This window comes from Streptomyces sp. CB02056, assembly GCF_001905545.1.
Taxonomy (GTDB): Bacteria; Actinomycetota; Actinomycetes; order Streptomycetales; family Streptomycetaceae; genus Kitasatospora.
Map to the genome: position 1 here is coordinate 196,702 of NZ_LIPD01000010.1, position 17,356 is coordinate 214,057.

A 17,356-nucleotide genomic window follows, 5' to 3' on the forward strand; every position below is an offset into this window, starting at 1 on the left:
GCGCCCATGACCATCCGCAGCGAGCGGGACCGGCACGTCGTCACCCTCACCATCGACCGGGAGAAGAAGCTCAACGCCCTCGACTACCCGACGATCGACGCGCTGCTCGCCGAGCTCGACCGGATCGACGCCGACGACACCGTCCGCGCCGTGATCCTCACCGGCGCCGGCGGGCGGGCGTTCAGCGCGGGTGCCGACATCCCGTCGCTGGCGGCCAGCATCGCGGGCGGGCCCGAGCGGGCGCTGCGCGAGTTCGTCCGGCGCGGGCACACCCTCACCCGGCGGATCGAGGAGTTCCCCAAGCCGGTCATCGTGGCCGTCAACGGCCTTGCCTTCGGCGGTGGTTGCGAGATCACCGAGGCCGCCCCGCTGGCCGTCGCGGCCGAGCACGCGACCTTCGCGAAGCCCGAGATCTCGCTCGGCTTCCCGCCGCCCTTCGGCGGCTCGCAGCGGCTGCCCCGGCACGTGGGCCGCAAGCGCGGTCTGGAGATGATCCTCACCGGTGACCCTGTCCCGGCCGCCCGCGCCGCCGAGATCGGCCTGGTCAACTCGGTCGTCCCGGCGGACGAACTGCTGGACACCGCACGGGATCTGGCCGAGCGGATCATCCGGCACGCGCCGACCGCCGTGGCCGCCTGCCTGCGGGCCGTGACCCGGGGCATCAACCTGCCGATCGACGAGGGGCTCGCGGTGGAGGCGACGGCCTTCGCGGCGACCGTGCCGACGGACGGTGTACGGGACGGGATCCGGCGCTTCCTGGACCGCTCGTCCTCCGGTGGCAGCTCGTCCTCCGGTGCGGAATCCTGAGGCGGTACCGGAAAGTTGTTGTCGGCGGGCGACCGGGGGCTGATCATGGCGGGATGTCGGATCTACTCGCCCGTGTGACCGCCTTCCGCGCCGCCTTCGCCCGCCGCCAGGCGGCGGAGACCGTCGAACTCCCGGAGTTCCCCGGGGTGTTCGCCGTCCGGGACGCGGCGTTCGGCCAATCGGAGGAGCACAACCAGCTGATCGTCGAGGGCCCGGGAACCGACCCGGCGGTGCTGCCCGAGCTGGCCGCCCGGTGGTTGGGGCGCCGCCACCGGTACCGCGTCACGGTGCTGGACCCGGAGTCGGGCGAGCGCGCCGCCCCGGTGCTGGCGGCGGCGGGATGGGAGCGGGAGGGCGTGGTGGTCCTGGCCCGGTCGACGCTCGGCTGCCGGCGGCCCGAACCGGCCGCGATCCCCGTCGAGTTGGCCGAGGTGCGGGCGGCGGTGCTGCGCCAACAGCGGGAGTGGATCGAGGACGAGGAGCTCGCCCGGCAGCTCACCGACCGCCGTTCCGCCCGGCTGCGCGGTGCCGAGCGGGTGCACTTCCTGGCCGCTCGGACGCCGGTCGGCGAGGTCGCGGCCTGGAGCGACCTCTATCTCGAACCGGCCGTCGGGCTGGGCCAGTTGGATGACCTGGTGACCGGTTCGCGGTACCGCGGTGCGGGGCACGGCGACACCCTGCTGGCGACCGGCCTGGCGCTGGCGGCCGAGGCCGGTGTCCCGCAGCTGTTCCTGCTCGCGGACGCGGTGGACTGGCCGCGTGAGTGGTACGGCCGCCGGGGTTTCGAGGAGATCGGGCGCGGTCACGCCTTCTACGGTCGGTGACGGTCGGGGTGCGGGGCGGTGGCACGGTCTGCTCCACTAGCCGGAGCTGCCAAGGTAGTTGCGCTGTGAGGTGGCGCTCGCCGTGCGGGCGGGGGCCGGGCGCGCGGCCTGCTGGACGTCCTGCCGGAGGACTTCGCCCCGCTGCGGACGGCGAGCTCCGGGTAACGGGCGGGGGCGGGGCACGACGGGGTCAGGCCGTCTCCGGATCGACGGCCGGCGGGGCTTCGCGGCCGCAGTGGGCGGCGACGGTGTCGGCGAAGGCGCGGGCGAGCGGGCCGAGGTTCTCCCAGTCCCGGACGGCCCACCCGGCGGTGAGGGCGGGCAGGTCGGGCAGCGGGAGCAGCCGCAGGCCGGGGTGGCCGGGGCCCTGCCACTGCGGGAGGGCCGGGACGACGGCGTGGCCGAGGCCGAGTTCGGCGAGCAGGATCGCGGTGTCCCAGTCCGCGACGCTGGTGTCGAAGACCGGCCGGATGCCCGACTTCCCCAGCCAGGACTCGACCTGGGAGCGGGAGACGGAGTTCTGCGGGAGTCCGATCAGCCGGGCGTCCTGGAGGTCGGCGGGGGAGATCCGGTCCCGGGCGGCGAGCGGGTCGCCCGCCGTGACGGCGAGCACCCAGGGCAGGTCGACCACCGGCTGCTGGTCGATGCCCCGGGCCGGGGCGCCGAGGGTGATCCAGGCGAGGTCGACCCGGCCGGCGTTGAGCGACTCCAGGCAGCTGCGGCTGGAGACCTCGGTCTGGAACTCCAGGCTGACCCGGGGGAAGCGCCGCCGGAAGTCCACCACGGCCGCGGACATGAAGTGCCGGATGCTGGTGGCCCCGGTGGTGATCCGGACGGATCCGCCCTCGCCGCGCGAGAGTTCGGCGATCCGGTGCAGCGCGTGGTCGATGCCGCCGAGGCCGGTGGCGACCGCCGTGCGCAGCAGGCTGCCCGCCGCGGTGGGGACGACCCCGCGCGGGTGGCGCTCGATCAGGGCGAGGCCGACCTCCCGTTCGAGCCGCTTCACGTGCTGGCTGACGGCGGACTGGGTGCAGTTCAGCTCGCGGGCGACGGCGCTGAGCGAGCCGGCCCGGCAGACCGCGGCGAAGACGCGGAGGTCGTCAATGGTCACGGAGACCCAAGGTATCGCTTGGAGGGGTCCCAGCAAATCGGCGGATTGACTTGGGTGTTGCGCGGGATCGATCATCGGACCAGGGCCCAGGGCGGCAACCCGCCCGCTGACCCGCCGGCGTTCCGGACGCTGTGGGCGGGAGCGGCGGGCGGGTGTCGACCCGCATCTGTTCGAGAGCAGTTCTCTACAAGAGCGGTGATGTACGACGGAGGGGCGGCGCGCCGATGCTCGGGGTGCGTCGTGCCGGGAGCGCTCGCTGTGGCGCGGGTGGAGCGGGTGTCCGTGCCGGGTGGAACGGATGACGGCCGGGTCATCCGATCGGATGACCCGGCCGTCGGCGTTCGGCGGGAGAGTGGAGAGCCGGTCAGTACGGCGCGGCCGTCACCAGGACACGGGGTAGCGGACCGGGTGCCCGCCGATCCGGCCGGGCAGCAGGCCGATCACGACCAGCAGCCCGGTGGCCAGGACGAGCAGCGGGAGGAAGGGCACGGGATGCGGCGCCTGCAGGACCACGATCACGGCGGTGGCCGCGGCCGGGGAGTGCGAGAGGTGGGTGAGCATCATCGCGCCGAGCGAGAGCCCGGCGGCGACGGCCGCGCCCCAGGTGGTGCTGCCGGTGACGGCGAGGACGGCGAAGCCGATCAGGGCCGACATCAGGTGCCCGCCGACCAGGTTGCGCGGCTGCGAGATCGGCAGCCCGGGCGCGCCGTGCACCAGCGCGGCGCTGGCGGCCAGTGGCGGGATCAGCAGTGGCTGGTCGAGCAGTACTCCCACCCCGACCAGCAGGAGCAGGGCGCCGATGGCGAAGACGGTGGCCCGCAGGGCGTGCAGCGGGTGCCGTCCGGGCGTGGCGGCGGGCGGTGGTGTGGACATGCGTGAGCTACTCCGGACGAGGGACGGGGACCCGGAGATGATAAACAGACTGTTGAATGAAAGGTAGGACGTTTTGCCTGTCGGGCACATTCCGTCCAGGGGGCAGGACCACCTGGGGATTCAGGGCGAGCCGGGGATTCAGAGCGAGCCGCGGAACCAGAGCGAGAGAGAGCAGCCCATGACCACGCCTTCCGTCACCGTCTTCCGGGACGTTCGCCCGTACGGTGCCGACCGGGCCGTCGACCTGATCGCCGTGGACGGCCTGTTGGCCGAGCGGGTGCCGGACGGGGCGGCGCCGGAGGTGGTCGAGGGCGGCGGCCGGATCGCGCTGCCCACCCTGGTGGACGCGCACATCCACCCGGACAAGACCGCCTGGGGCGAGCCCTGGTACAGCCGGCGCCCGGCCGGTTCGCTGCCCGAGTACGTCCAGGGCGACGTCGACCTCCACCGGCACCAGCGCACCCCGCTCGCCGAGCGGGCCCACCGGCTGCTGAGCCACGCCGTGACGCGCGGCACCCGCGCCGTGCGGGCCCACGTGGACGTGGCGCCCGCGTACGGGCTGGCCGGGGTGACCGGGCTCGCCGAGGCGCGCGAGCGGCTGGCCGGCGCGCTGGACGTCCAGCTGGTGGCCTTCCCGCAGCACGGGGTCCGGCGGACGCCCGGCGCGGGCGCGCTGCTCGCGGAGGCGGCGGCCAGCGGGCTGGTCGACGCCATCGGCGGCATCGACCCGGCCGGCTTCGACGCCGTCCCGGCCGAGGGCCCGGACGGCGAGGGGCCCGCCCAGCTGGAGCTGCTGTTCGGCCTGGCCGAACAGCACGGACTGCGCCTCGACATCCACCTGCACGACCGGGGCGAGCGCGGCCTCGGCCCGCTGCGCGAGATCGCCGCGCGGACCAGGGCGGCCGGACTGGCCGGGCGGGTGGTCGTCAGCCACGCCTTCTGCGTCCCGGAGCTGGCGGGCGCCCAGCTCGCCGACCTCGCCGCCGAGCTGGCCGAGTCCGGCGTCGGCCTCACCACCGTGGCGCCCTCGGCCCACCAGGTGCTGCCGTTCCGCGAGCTGCGGGCGCACGGGGTGCGGGTCGGGCTCGGCTCGGACGGCGTGCGCGACTCGTGGAGCCCGTACGGCAACGCCGACCCGCTGCACCGCGCGCACCTGCTCGGCTGGACCACCGACGCCCGCACCGACGAGCAGCTCGCCGACTGCTTCGCCCTGGCGGCCGACGGCGGCGCCGAACTGCTGGACCTGCCGGCCGTGACCCTGGAGCCGGGCTCGCCCGCCGACTTCATGCTGGTGACGGGCGAGTGCCTGCCGCAGGTGGTGATCGACCTGCCGGCGCGTGAGCTGGTGGTCCGCGCGGGCCGGGTGGTGGCGCGGGACGGGCGGTTCACGGGCTGACGGGCGTCCCGCGGCCGGCGAGGGCCTCCCCGTCGGTGGTGCGGTCGGCGGGCGCCTCCCCGTCGACCGTGCGGCCGCGCGTTGTGCGGCCCGTGCCGACGGAGAGGCGCGCAGGCGACGATGATCAGAGGGTGCGGGCCGCGCTGGTCTCGTGGAGGTGGACCAGCGCGTCGTAGGCGGTGCCGATCGCGAGGCGCGGCAGCGGGTCGCTGCGGAACTCCGTCCCGGCGTCGTAGGTCGGGCGGGCGGTGTTCAGCCAGGACCGGGTGGCCGGCGGGGCGGAGCGCAGGTCGACGTAGTAGTCGCGGTAGCGGACCCGGTCGAGGGGGTACTCGTTCATGTCCGCGGTGGCCGGCGGAACGGTGACCGGCTTCCAGGCGGCGGCGAACGGGTCGTCCTTGGTGAGGAAGGAGCCGCGGTCGAAGGTGAAGCCGACGGCGAGGTAGTCCGCGCCGAGGGCGTCGCGCAGGTACGAGCCCTGGGTCTTGGGGTAGAGCTCGGGGTCGCTGCTCTGGTAGCCGACGTGGCCGTTGTGCGCGGACAGCAGCACCTTCCCGCCGGTGCGGCGCTGCCACCAGAGGGTGTTGTCGGTCATGGCGCGGTCGCGGAGGTTCTGCATCGCGGCCACCTCGCTGTTGTCCTCGAGGTTCATGGCGGTGAAGGTGAAGGTCTGGGCGATGCTCCGGGCGTTCTGCACCGCCCAGTCGTACGCCTCGCCGCCCTCGCCCCTGGCCGCGGTGACCAGCTCCAGGGTCTGCTGCGCCACGGCGGCGTTCTGCCGCCGCTCGGCGAGAGGGCGTGTGGTGATGTAGCCGATGGCGTCGTCGAACGGGCGCAGCCCGGCGTACAGCTGCTCCAGGCGCGGCAGTGACGCGGGGGCGGCCTCGCGGACGTAGGAGGTCACCCGGTCGAAGAGCTGGTCGCCGATGGCGGGGAAGTCCAGGTCGTCGCCGACGAAGTGGACCGGGTGCTGCGGGTGTTCGCGGTTGTGGTCGCGCATCCAGTCGATCAGGTCGGCGAACTCCTGGCGCTCCCACGGGGACTTGCCCATCGTCTCCTTGACCAGCTGCCGGGCGTCGCCGCCGGTGCGGCCCTGCACGTAGTCGTCGATCCGCAGACCGGAGGACCAACTCGTCTCCAGGGCGAAGGCGGTGAAGCCCTTCTCCTCGACCAGGTAGCGCAGGACCCGCTGCTTCATGGTGAAGAACTCGTGGGCGCCGTGTGTGGCCTCGCCGAGCCCCACCACCTTGGCGTCGCCGATCATCGCGCCCAGCGGACGCAGGTCGGTGGTCCGGCCCCCGGGCTCGGTGGACCGCAACGGGTGGGCGAGACCGTTCAGTTCGCGGACCACGGTGGATATCTGACTGTTCGTCATCTTGTCGGTGCCGGGCTGGTCCGCGTGTGCCGCCGGGGCGAGCAGGGCGGTGGTCGCGACGGCCGCCGTGGCGGCCAGCAGGGCGCGTCGACCGATGGGCTTGCCGTGCATCTCGCTGCGTACGGTCACTTCGGGGGCTCCTCAAATTCGTCGAACCGTCAACCCGTCGGAACGGCCACGGTGGTTCGAGTGGTTCGCCGGCGAACGTGCCGGTCAATGAATAGTCGATCACCGGGGGCCTTCGGCGCGCTGAGGAGTGCCGCCGGATCGACCAGGGGGATAACCCCCGGGCGGCCCCGGCACACCCGTACGCGGGGGTATGCCGGGGCCGGTACCGGGTGAGGGTTCAGAGCGTGGCGGAGCGGTGGGTCGGTCGGCCGTCCAGGACGGTCAACAGGACGGGGAGGTCCGCCAGTTCGGTGGCCGGGGTGGTGAGCGGGTCGGCGGCGAACACGGTGAGGTCCGCGCGGTGGCCGACGGTGATCCGGCCCGCCAGCTGCTCCTCGCCGGCCGCGTGGGCGGCGTTGGCGGTCATCGCCAGCAGGGCCTCCAGGGCGGTGAGCGCCTGGCCGGGGTTGTGCGGGGCCTGGCTCAGGTCGCGGGTGGGACGGCGGTGGCGGGCGCCCGCCATGACGCCCAGCGGCGGGTAGGGGGCGATCGGCCAGTCCGAACCGAGGACGACCGTGGCGCCCGCGTCCCAGAGGTCCCGGCAGCGCCACGCGCGGTCGGCCCGCTCCTCGCCGAGGCGGCGGGACCAGTTGTCGGTGTGGTCGGCCCGGGTGAAGTCGCAGCAGTGGGTGGGCTGCATGGAGGCGACCACGCCCAGCTCGGCGAAGCGCCGGACCACCGCGTCCGGAACGGTCTCGATGTGCTCGATCCGGTGGCGGACGGGGGATGCCCCGTGCGTCGTCCCCCCGTCCGCCGCCGCCCCGATCGAGTCCAGGGCGTGCCGTACGGCGGCGTCGCCGATCGCGTGGGTGGCGGTCGGCACCCCGGCCTGGTGCAGCTCCCGGACGACGCGGGTGTAGTGCGCCGGGTCCGGCCAGAAGGCGTGGGTGGACTCGCCGTGGCAGTCCGGGCGCTCCAGCCAGGCCGTGCCGTTGTCGATCGTGCCGTCCATGAACAGCTTCACGCCGTCCACCCGCCAGAGCCGACCGCCCCGGCCCTGCTGCCCGATCAGCGCCCGCAGCCCGTCCGCGTCCACGCCGGGCTGGCACCAGGGGGCCACGCGCAGCCGAAGCGGCAACTCGCCGGCCTCGTCCAGCTCGGTGTAGAGGTCGAGGCTGTCGCCGTTGGCGTCCATCGCGTGGCCGCCGGTGAGGCCGGCGGCGGCCATGGCGCGCAGCGCGGCGGCCAGGCGGTCGCGGCGCTCGGCGCGGGTGGGCTGCGGCGCGGCGCGCTCGACCAGCTCGCAGGCGGCGTCCTCCAGCAGCAGGCCGGTGGGGCGGCCGTCGGCGTCGCAGACCACCTCGGCGGCCTGGTCGAAGCGGCGCGGGCCGTCCACGCCGGCCAGCTCCAGGGCGCGCGGGCTGGCGAGCATGGAGTGGGCGTCGAAGAGCTGGAGCAGCGCCGGGACGCCGTCCAGGACGGGCGCGAGGGCGGCGGACTCCACCGGGCGGTCACCGAAGACGTTCGGGTCCAGGCCCCAGGCGTGCAGCCAGGCGCCGGGGGCGAGGCGTCCGGCCTCGGCGGCGAGGGCGGCGCGGACGCCGGCCAGGTCGGTGCAGCCGGAGAGGTCCAGGCCCTGGGTGAGCTCGGCGCCGGTGACCGGGTGCAGGTGGCCGTCCACCAGGCCGGGGGTGACCACGGCGCCCTTGAGGTCGATCACCGTGGTCGCGGGGTCGGCGAGTTCGCGGACGGTGCGGTCGTCGCCGAGGGCGGCGATCCGGCCGTCCACGACGGCGAGGGCGGTCTGCGGGAGGAAGCCGCCGGAGGCGGGGTCGAGCAGACGGGCGGAGAGGAGGACCAGGGAGGTGCGCACTTCGACTCCAGTGGTGCTTCGGGGTGGGGGCGTGGTGTCTGCAGGGATTGAGGGGATTGAGGGGGCTGAGGGGGCTGGGGTGGTGGTCAGAGCTGCTCGGGGGCGGGGGTCTCGGGCGCGTCCGCCGGGTCCGTCGGGTCCGTGGGGTCGGCGAGGCCCGGGGAGGTCAGCGCGCCGTCGGTCAGGCCCAGTTCGCGTTCGGCGGTGGCGGCGGCGAGCCGGGTGGCGGCGTACGGGTCTTTGCGCAGGCCGGTGTTGGCGTGGACGGCCAGGCCGTCGATCACGACGAGGATGTGGACGGCCGTCAACACCGGGTCCGCGGTGCGGAATTCGCCCTGCTCGACCCCGGCGGCGATGACGTCGCCGAGCCGGCCGCGCCAGTCCGCCTCCTGGTCGAGCACGCGGTCGCGCAGGACGGGGCGGTAGCGGCTGAGGTGGCGGGCGTTGAGCCAGAGCCGGCTCACGTCGTCGTAGGACGGGCCGGTGGTGCGGGCGAAGAAGCGGGCCAGGTGCCGCAACGGGGACCCGTCCCGCGGGTCGGCGGGCAGCAGCGCCTCCAGTTCGGCGGTGGCGGCGCTGCCGAAGGCCTCGGCGACGAGGTCCTCCACGGCGGGGAAGTAGTGGCTGATCAGGCCGGGTCGGACGTCCAGTTGGTCGGCGATCCGGCGCAGGGTGATGCACTCCAGGCCCTCGGTGAGGGCGACCTCGGCCGCGGCGTCGACGATCTCCGCCCGGCGGTCCTCGGGGGACTTGCGAACCCTTTTGCGCTGAACGCTTGACGTCATGGGGCGGATGCTATTGAGTGTGCGACCAATAAGCAAGCAGGTGGGCACGACACCCCCACGGAGGGCCCCCGCATGACGTCCACGCTCCCGGACCACCCCCACACCTCGCCGGACCACCCGGACCACCCGGCGCACCCCGCCGTCCCGCCCCAGCGGGAACCGGGCGGCCGGGTCGAGGTCCACGGCATCGACCACATCCCCGAGACCGAGCGACGCGGTCGCGCCCGCGAACTCTTCCCCGTCTGGGCGGCCGCCAGCGTCAACTACCTCAACCTGGTGGTCGGCGGCGCCCTGGTCCTGAGCGGCCTCGGCCTCTGGCAGGCCTTCGCCGTGGTCGTCCTCGGCAACCTGTTCTGGCTGGGCACCGGCCTGCTCGCGGTCTCCGGACCGGCCGCCGGCGCGCCCAGCGAGGTGATCACCCGCGCCATGTACGGCATCCGGGGCAACCGGGTGAACAACGCGGTCACCGGCTGGATGATCTCCGTCTGCTACTTCGCGCTGAACCTCGCCGCGGCCGCCGTCGCCGCCTTCTCGCTCGCCGAGGAGGCGGGGATCACCCCGACCACCCCGATCAAGATCGCCATCGTGATCGTGATCGTCGTACTCACCCTCACCATCAGCGTCTACGGGCACGCCCTGATCGTCCGGCTGTACCTGCCGATCACCCTCGCCCTCACCGCCGCCTTCGCCGTGGTCGGCTACGCGATCGTCACCCACGCCGACCCCGGCTGGACCCAGCCCGAACCCCTCACCGGCGGCCGACTCTGGGCGGCCGTCCTGGCCGGCGTCACCCTGATCGCCTCCGGCCCGCTCTCCTACACCACCAGCGCGGACTTCTCCCGCTACCTGCCCGCGGCCACCGCCCCGCGCGCCGTCCTCGGCTGGACCGCCCTCGGCGGCTTCCTGCCCAGCGTGGTGGTCGGCGGCCTCGGCGTGCTCGGCGCCACCGCCGTCGACATGACCGACCCGCAGGCCGCCCTCCGGCAGATCCTGCCCGGCTGGTTCAACCCGGTCTTCCTGCTCTCCCTGGTGGTCGGCACCATCGCGGTCAACGCCCTCACCGCCTACAGCGCGGGCCTCGCCCTCCAAGCCGTCGGCATCCGCATCCGCCGCACCCGCAGCGTGCTGCTCGACGGCGCGGTCGCCGTCTCGCTCACGCTGTACGCCCTCCTGGTCTCCAACTTCCTCGACACCGTCAGCAACGTGCTCCAGCTGACCGTCGTCCTCCTCGGCCCCAGCACCGCCGTCTACGCCACCGACATCCTGCTCCGCCGCAACCGCTACGACGGCCGTGCCCTCGGCGACGAACGCCCCGGCAGCCCCTTCTGGTACCGCGCCGGCGTCAACCCGGCCGGCGCCATCGCCCTCACAGGCGGCGTCACAGCCGCAGCCCTCGGCGTGGACACCCTCTACACCGGCCCACTGGCCGCCCTAGCCGGGGCGGACGTCGCGCTGCCGGTCGGCATGGTGGTGGCGGCGGTCCTGTACGCCGTGCTGATGCCTCGCCGGCGGGGGTGACGCCGGTCCGGCCGCGTGCGCGCCGCAGGGCGGGTGGGCGTGCTTCCACCGCCCGGGCGGCCGGGCGCCCGGGCTGGCCGGGTTGGTGGGTGACCTGCCCGTGGCGGCCAGCTGTGGGCCGGGCGGTTGGTCGTGGGTCGGGCAGCCGATTCGGTGCCTGTCGCGGGCGGCGAGTGAGGTTCGCGCTGGGGTGTGGGCGGTTCTGTGGCTGGGCCGGGCGGGGAAGATCTCGCGCTTCCAGTAGGCGTGGTGGTGGCGGATCTGTACGCCGGGCCGCCGTTTCCGCGTCGGTTGGCCGACCGGCCAGGGTGGACCTCGCGCTGCGGGTGGGCATGGTGACGGCGGTGGTGGTTCAGCACGCCGTGCTGATGCGTCGTTGGTGGGTGTGACGCCGGTCGGGGCTGCTGGTCGTGGCCCGGCTGCGCTGCCGCGGGGCGGGTTGGGTGGTGATTCCGCCGGCTCGGGGGCCGGGGCTGCCCTGTTTGCGGTCGGCCCTGAGCCGGGCGGTTGGGGGCAGTCGGTTCGGTGCTGTCGCTGGCGGCGAGTGAGGTTCGCGCTGGGGCGTGGGTGGTTCTGTGGTCGCGCTGGTCGGGGCGGACCTGGTGCTGCTGGTGGGCACGGTGGCGGCGGCGGGTCGTACGCGGGGCCGCCGCTTTGCGCGACGGCCGACCGGCTGGGGGTCCGGCGTCTCCGGGACGGGGCCCGGGGCTGGGCGGCCCGGCTGAGGAGCCGCCAGGAACGCAGGCTCGTCCAGGACAGGCGTGTTGGGGTGGGCTGCCCTGGTCAGGAGGTCTGCTGTGGGCGCCTCGGCACGCCAGTGGGGAAGAGCTGGGTGTGTGTGGCTGGGGTGAGTTCCGGGGTCTTGGGGGGAGGGGTCCTGGGTGGGCGGGTCGAGTGTGGGGCCGTCTGGAACAGGCGTGTTGGGATGGGCTGACCGGGCAGGTGGCCCCTGTGCGGACGGCCCGGGCGTGTGAGGTCTGGGGAAGCGGCCGATGGCGGGGCCCGGAGTGGGTGCTTCGTGACGGTGACTGCGGTGGGTGTTCCGGAGTTGACACCACGGGGGGGGTATGCGGCCACGCGGTAGGGGGCGGTGGCTCGCAGCGGGCTGCTCGGTGGTGGTGGTTCGGAGTGAGCGGCGCGTGGTAGGCGGCGGGTTCCGGGTGGGGATTGCTCCGGTGTGGCCGGTTCGGGGGAGTGGGTGGGACCGGGCGGCCAAAGAAAAAGGCGAGGAGAGTGAATCCCCTTGCCACTTTCAAGCTATACCGTGCCCCGGGGCTTGCGGCAAGGCCCCCGGCATAGCGCAGAATCCCGGCCGTAAGGCCATGACCTGCGGAAACGGGAGTCGTGAAATGCGTGTGTTGATGACGACCTGGGGGTCGCGCGGGGATGTCGAGCCGCTGGCGGGGCTGGCGGTGGCGCTGCGGGGGTTCGGTGCGGAGGTGCGGGTGTGCGCGCCGCCGGACGAGGAGTTCGCGGCGGTGCTGGGGCGGGCGGGGGTGCCGCTGGTGCCGCTCGGTCCGTCGGTGCGGTCGGTGGTGGCCGGCCCGAAGCCGCCGACGGCGGAGGACGCGTTCCGGCTCGCCCGTGAGCTGGTCGCCGTGCGGTTCGAGACGCTGACCGCCGCGGCCGAGGGCTGTGACGTGGTGCTGGCGACCGGCCTGATGCCGGCCGGTGCGCGGGACGTCGCCGAGAAGCTCGGCCTGCCCTACGTGCTGGCCTGCTTCCACATCCTCGGACTGCCCTCGCGGCACTCCCGGCCGGGCCGGCGGCCGGGCACGCCGTCCCCGGACGACGAGACCGACTACCGGAAGCTCTGGGAGCAGGACGCCCAGCGGGTGAACGCGCTGTACGGGGACGCGCTCAACAGCCACCGGGCGGCGATCGGCCTGCCGCCGGTGGAGAACGTCCGCGACCACGTCCTCACCGGACGGCCGTGGCTGGCGGCGGACCCGACGCTGTGCCCGTCGGAGGGCAGGACGGAACTCGACGTGGTGCAGACCGGGGCGTGGATCCTGCCCGACGACCGGCCGCTCCCGGCCGACCTGGAGGCGTTCCTGGCCGCCGGTGAACCGCCCGTGTACGTCGGCTTCGGAAGCATGGCCGCGCACGCCCCGGAGGACATCGCGCGGGTGGCTGTCGAAGCGGGCCGCGCGCACGGCCGCCGGGTGCTCCTGGCCCACGGCTGGGCCGGGCTCGCCGCGGTCGACGAGCACGAGGACTGCCACGTCGTCGGCGAGGTGAACCAGCAGGCCCTGTTCCGCCGGGTGGCCGCCGTCGTCCACCACGGTGGTGCGGGCACCACGACGACCGCGGCCATGGCGGGCGTGCCCCAGGTGGTCGTGCCCCGGATCGCCGACCAGCCGTACTGGGCCGGCCGGGTGGCCGAGTTGGGCATCGGCGCGGCCCATCTCGACCGCACGCCGACCGTCGACTCGCTCTCCGCCGCGCTCGCCACGGCCCTGGCGCCCGAGACCCGGGTACGGGCGGAGGCCGTGGCCGGCGGCATCCGCACCGACGGGGCGACGGTGGCCGCGAAGCTGCTGTTCGAGGCGGTGGGCAAGAAGGTACCGGCCGCGTCCCGGTGAGTGGCGGGGGCGGGGCGTGTGCCGCCTCTTCCGGGTGAACGGCTAAGGGGGACGGGTGAGTTCGGCTTCGGATCGGTCTCCTTCCGATCGATCAGGGGTGGTTGGCGATCCGGGCGCGGCTGGTTCGGGCGGCGATCCGGCGACCGGCGGCCGGGTGTCGGCCGGGTCGGTTAGGGTGCCCACGGGCGCGCCCGGTCACCGCAGGCCGCGCGCGAGGGGAGGGCGGCATGACCGACGGCACGCACGGGGGAGTGGGGCAGGACGGCGACGGTATCCAGTGGCTCCTGGAGATCGGTCGGCCGAGCACCGGCCGACCGGGCACCAGCCGGTCGTCAATGGGTGGGCCCGGCACGGACGGTGAGGTCGGCGGCGTCGTCTTCGCCCGGGGGATCACGCCCGCGGAGCTCGCCCACCGGATGGGTGCCGACCCGGCCACCGCGACCGAGCCGATCAGTGACACCGAGATCCGGGACCTGGACATCGACGTCTACCGCCCCGGCGACGACGGCGACGGCGTGATCCGGGTCGGCGCGTGCGCCGGCTGGTCGTTCGCGATCGAGTACGGCGACTCCACCGGCGGTGAGCTGCTCACCGAGATAGCGCGCGACGGAGCCGAGGTGGTGCACTTCCGCCCGATGCCGGAGCGGCGGCCGGCCCTGCTGGACTACGCCCGGGACGGTGCCGTGCTGTGCGGCTTCGGCCTCGGCGAGGAGCGCTGGCGCTGGGGCCAGGAGCCGGACCTGCTGGTGCCGGACCTCGTCGCCGCCGGAGTCCTGGAGGCCGACGGCGTGACCTCCTGCGACCCCGGGCGGGAGCCCGACGGGGCCGCCCGCCGCCGCACCCTCGGCGCCGTCGAGCGGCGCTTCGGACTGAGCCTGCCCCGGGACGCCTTCGGCGGGCTGCGCCTGCCGGCGTACGCGGTGCGGGGAACCCCGGGCATGGCGTTGTCCTGAGGCGGTGCGCCGGCGAAACAGCAGGAAGAGGAAGAGGAAGGGCAGGAACGGGAACAGCGGGAACGGGAACAGCGGGGAAAGGGACGACAGAGTCAGGACGGTCACGGGAGGCTCCTTCCCGGGCCCCATCGGCGGGGCTCCGATGGCCGTCATCCTTGCGTGCCGCCGGTCCGTCGCACATGTGCCGATCGGGAGGTTCCTGCTGCGCCGGTCCTGTCTCGACCCTGCCGATCGGCAGGGTCGAGACAGGAACGGCGACAGGGCCCGGGGGCGGAGAGAGATGTGCCCCGCCGCCGAGGAGAGGCCCCGCAGCCGGGCCGAGCCCGTCAGTCCGAGCCCGTCGGCCCGTCAGCCGGAGCCCGTCGGCCCACCGGCCCGGCACCCGTTCGGCCGGTGGCAGTCGGTTCGGCGCACGCCCCCCGTCCGGGGGTCTCCGCAGGGCATCGGCGGTCCCCGGCCCCTAGGGTCTGTGGTGCGTCGGCGAACCGGGTGCCGCGCGCACGCAGGCCCGCCAGGCGTCGGCCGTCCCGCCGTGAGCCCTCCCGCCGTGCGCCGGGGTGTCCGGCAGGCCCGAGACCGCGCGCCGGGGTGCCCGGCCGACCGAGAGGTGGACTCGCCCCATGCACACCGTCGTCCGCGGCGCCGGAGCGCTCGGCCTGACCGTCCTGCTGCTCACCGCGGCCACCGGCTGCCAGGGCGACGGCTCCTCCGCCGCCGAGCCCGCGCCGACCTCCCCGACCTCCCCGACCACCGGGACGGCGGCAGCCACCGGCACCGCCACCGGACTGGCCGCCCAACAGCTGGACTGGCACGCCTGCCCCGCCCCCACCGGCGCCCAGGGCGACGGCACCGCGCCCGCCGCCGACTGGCAGTGCGCCACCCTCAAGACCCCGCTGGACCACGGCAAACCGGACGGCACGACGATCGGCCTCGCGCTGATCCGCAGCCGGGCCAAGGACGAGCAGCACCGGATCGGCTCGCTGCTGTTCAACTTCGGCGGCCCCGGCGCCTCCGGCGTGGCCACCCTGCCGGCCCTGGCCGCGACCTACTCCTCCCTCAACTCCCGCTACGACCTGGTGAGTTTCGACCCGCGCGGGGTCGGCGCCAGCGACGGGGTGACGTGCCTGGACGACCGGGCGATGGACGCCGCCACCGCCGCCGACAGCACCCCCGACACCCCCGACGCGGTGAAGGCCCTGGACGACGGCAACGCCCGCTTCGTCGCCGCCTGCGAGCACAACTCCGGCGCGGTGCTGCCGTACGTGGACACCGAGAGCGCCGCGCGCGACATGGACCTGATGCGGCAGGTGCTGGGCGACCCGAAGCTCTCCTACTTCGGCATCAGCTACGGCACCCAGCTCGGCGGCGTCTACGCGCACTTGTTCCCGCAGCAGGTCGGCCGGATGGTGCTGGACTCGGTGGTCGACCCCACCAAGGACCCGCAGCAGGCCGCGCTCGGCCAGGCCCAGGGCTTCCAACTCGCCCTCGACGACTTCATGAAGGCCTGCGCCGCCCAGGTCGGGGCCGCCTGCCCGACCGGCGCGGGCGGCGACGAGGGCACCGCGAAGGTCACCGCCCTGGTGCAGAAGCTGGCGCAGTCGCCGCTGCCGACCACCCAGGGGCGGCAGCTCACCGAGAGCCTGGCGATCACCGGCATCGCGGGCGCCCTGTACAGCCAGGAGACCTGGCCCGTGCTGGCCGCCGGGCTCACCCAGGCGATGGACCAGGGGACCGGCGACACGCTGCTCCAGCTCTCCGACGCGCTGAACGGGCGCGACGCGCAGGGGCACTACAGCAACCTGAACGCCGCGAACCGGGCGATCAGTTGCGTGGACGCCCGGCAGCGCTACTCGGACCAGGACGTGCAGCAGCAGCTGCCGCAGTTCCAGGCCGCCTCCCCGGTGTTCGGGTCCTACACCGCCTGGGGACTGACCGCCTGCACCGGTTGGCCCGTCCCCGGCAAGGCCGCCCATCCGGAGGTGTCCGCGCCGGGGGCCGCCCCGATCCTGGTGGTCGGCACCACCGGCGATCCGGCCACCCCGGTGGAGGGCGCCCGTACGATGGCGCAGCAGCTCGGCGCGGGCGTCGGCGTCACCGTAACGCTGCAGGGCGAGGGGCACGGCGGCTACAACACCGGCAACCCGTGCCTGAAGCAGACCGTGGACGCCTACCTGCTGGACGGGACGGTGCCGGCGGACGGGACGACCTGCGGCTGAGCGGTCGGCGGGGCGTGCGGGGCGTGCAGGGTGTGCGGGCCGTGCCGGGCGCGTAGGGCGTGCGGGGACGGACGGCCGGGAGTGAAAGTGGCCCACTGGAACGGCCATCGATTGGCCCTGGAGAGTGGGCCACTCTGTCACTAGTCTTCTCAGCGTGACCAACGACGTGACGAACACCGCGCCCGCCCAGCACCACCTCGACCAGCTCGCCGCCCGGCTTCCCGACCGGCACCCCGGCAACGGCCACCGGGCCGGCGACGACACCGTCAGGAACGACACCGTCAAGGTCGACTTCTACTTCGACCCCGTCTGCCCCTTCGCCTGGATAACCTCCCGGTGGATCCTGGAGGTCGAGAAGCAGCGCGAACTCGACCTGAACTTCCGGGTGATGAGCCTGTCCGTCCTCAACGAGGGCCGCACCGACCTGCCCGAGCGCTACCAGCGCCTGATGACCACCGGCTGGGGCCCCGTGCGGGTCTGCATCGCCGCCGCCGAGCAGCACGGCCCGCAGGTGCTGCGCGAGCTGTACACCGAGCTCGGCACCCGGCTGCACGACCAGGACAGGGCCGCCGACGACGCCGTCATCCGGGAGGCGCTGGCGGCGGCGGGCCTGCCGGAGGAGCTGGCCGAGGCGGCGAACAGCACGGAGTACGACGAGGCCCTGCGCAAGAGCCACCACGAGGGCATGGACCCGGTCGGCGAGGAGGTCGGGACGCCGACCATCCACGTGGACGGCGTCGCCTTCTTCGGTCCGGTGCTGAGCGCCATCCCGCGCGGCGAGGACGCCGTACGGGTCTTCGACGGTGTGCGGCTGCTGGCCGGGTACCCGAAGTTCTTCGAGCTCAAGCGGACCCGGACGGACGCGCTCGACTTCTCCTGACCCGCCCCGGCGGAGGCCGGGCCGAGCCCGCACTGAGCCCTCGCCGAGCCCG

The 17,356-nt window shown here is 74.4% G+C and carries 13 protein-coding genes; 8 read left to right on the forward strand and 5 right to left on the reverse strand.

Features of this window, described 5'->3' with window-relative positions:
* Positions 1–6 precede the first annotated feature (6 nt).
* Positions 7–807 (forward strand): crotonase/enoyl-CoA hydratase family protein, encoded by an 801-nt coding sequence (locus AMK13_RS27840; RefSeq protein WP_074004556.1) that lies wholly within the window; start codon positions 7–9, stop codon positions 805–807.
* Positions 808–860: 53 nt separating this feature from the next.
* Complete coding sequence (locus AMK13_RS27845) at positions 861–1,631, forward strand: GNAT family N-acetyltransferase (protein ID WP_074004557.1); 771 nt, start codon at positions 861–863, stop codon at positions 1,629–1,631.
* 190 nt (positions 1,632–1,821) lie between these two features.
* Here AMK13_RS27845 and AMK13_RS27850 read toward each other — a convergent pair whose 3' ends face one another.
* Both AMK13_RS27850 and AMK13_RS27855 read right to left on the reverse strand, forming a co-directional pair.
* Positions 1,822–2,742 (reverse strand): LysR family transcriptional regulator, encoded by a 921-nt coding sequence (locus AMK13_RS27850; protein WP_074004558.1) that lies wholly within the window; start codon positions 2,740–2,742, stop codon positions 1,822–1,824.
* Between the two features lie 381 nt (positions 2,743–3,123).
* On the reverse strand, positions 3,124–3,615 hold the full coding sequence (locus AMK13_RS27855) for an HPP family protein (protein ID WP_049651645.1): 492 nt from the start codon (positions 3,613–3,615) through the stop codon (positions 3,124–3,126).
* A gap of 178 nt (positions 3,616–3,793) precedes the next feature.
* On the opposite strand from AMK13_RS27855, the gene AMK13_RS27860 reads away from it, so the two are divergent.
* Positions 3,794–5,011 carry an amidohydrolase gene (locus AMK13_RS27860; RefSeq protein WP_074004559.1) on the forward strand — a complete coding sequence of 406 codons (1,218 nt, stop codon included), beginning with the start codon at positions 3,794–3,796 and terminating at the stop codon, positions 5,009–5,011.
* A 124-nt stretch (positions 5,012–5,135) separates the two neighbouring features.
* Here AMK13_RS27860 and AMK13_RS27865 read toward each other — a convergent pair whose 3' ends face one another.
* From AMK13_RS27865 to AMK13_RS27875, 3 genes are all read right to left on the reverse strand, one after another.
* Positions 5,136–6,515, reverse strand: coding sequence for an erythromycin esterase family protein (locus AMK13_RS27865; protein ID WP_241853057.1), 1,380 nt, complete (start codon positions 6,513–6,515; stop codon positions 5,136–5,138).
* Between the two features lie 217 nt (positions 6,516–6,732).
* Positions 6,733–8,367 carry an amidohydrolase gene (locus AMK13_RS27870; RefSeq protein WP_074004560.1) on the reverse strand — a complete coding sequence of 545 codons (1,635 nt, stop codon included), beginning with the start codon at positions 8,365–8,367 and terminating at the stop codon, positions 6,733–6,735.
* 86 nt (positions 8,368–8,453) lie between these two features.
* Positions 8,454–9,152, reverse strand: a complete 699-nt coding sequence (locus tag AMK13_RS27875; protein WP_074004561.1) for a TetR/AcrR family transcriptional regulator — start codon at positions 9,150–9,152, stop codon at positions 8,454–8,456.
* Positions 9,153–9,224: 72 nt separating this feature from the next.
* Between AMK13_RS27875 and AMK13_RS27880 the strand changes: the two genes are divergently transcribed.
* The 5 genes from AMK13_RS27880 to AMK13_RS27900 all read left to right on the forward strand — a co-directional run bounded on the left by AMK13_RS27880 (position 9,225) and on the right by AMK13_RS27900 (position 17,304).
* Positions 9,225–10,670 (forward strand): purine-cytosine permease family protein, encoded by a 1,446-nt coding sequence (locus AMK13_RS27880; protein WP_074004562.1) that lies wholly within the window; start codon positions 9,225–9,227, stop codon positions 10,668–10,670.
* 1,349 nt (positions 10,671–12,019) lie between these two features.
* The gene (locus tag AMK13_RS27885; protein WP_074004563.1) at positions 12,020–13,255 is read left to right on the forward strand and encodes a glycosyltransferase; all 1,236 of its coding nucleotides are present in this window, start codon (positions 12,020–12,022) and stop codon (positions 13,253–13,255) included.
* A gap of 227 nt (positions 13,256–13,482) precedes the next feature.
* Positions 13,483–14,208: a DUF6461 domain-containing protein gene (locus tag AMK13_RS27890; RefSeq protein ID WP_241853058.1), complete on the forward strand. Its 726-nt coding sequence runs from the start codon at positions 13,483–13,485 to the stop codon at positions 14,206–14,208.
* 620 nt (positions 14,209–14,828) lie between these two features.
* Positions 14,829–16,424 (forward strand): alpha/beta hydrolase, encoded by a 1,596-nt coding sequence (locus tag AMK13_RS27895; RefSeq protein WP_074004564.1) that lies wholly within the window; start codon positions 14,829–14,831, stop codon positions 16,422–16,424.
* 154 nt (positions 16,425–16,578) lie between these two features.
* Positions 16,579–17,304 (forward strand): mycothiol-dependent nitroreductase Rv2466c family protein, encoded by a 726-nt coding sequence (locus tag AMK13_RS27900; RefSeq protein WP_274538704.1) that lies wholly within the window; start codon positions 16,579–16,581, stop codon positions 17,302–17,304.
* Positions 17,305–17,356: the final 52 nt, after the last annotated feature.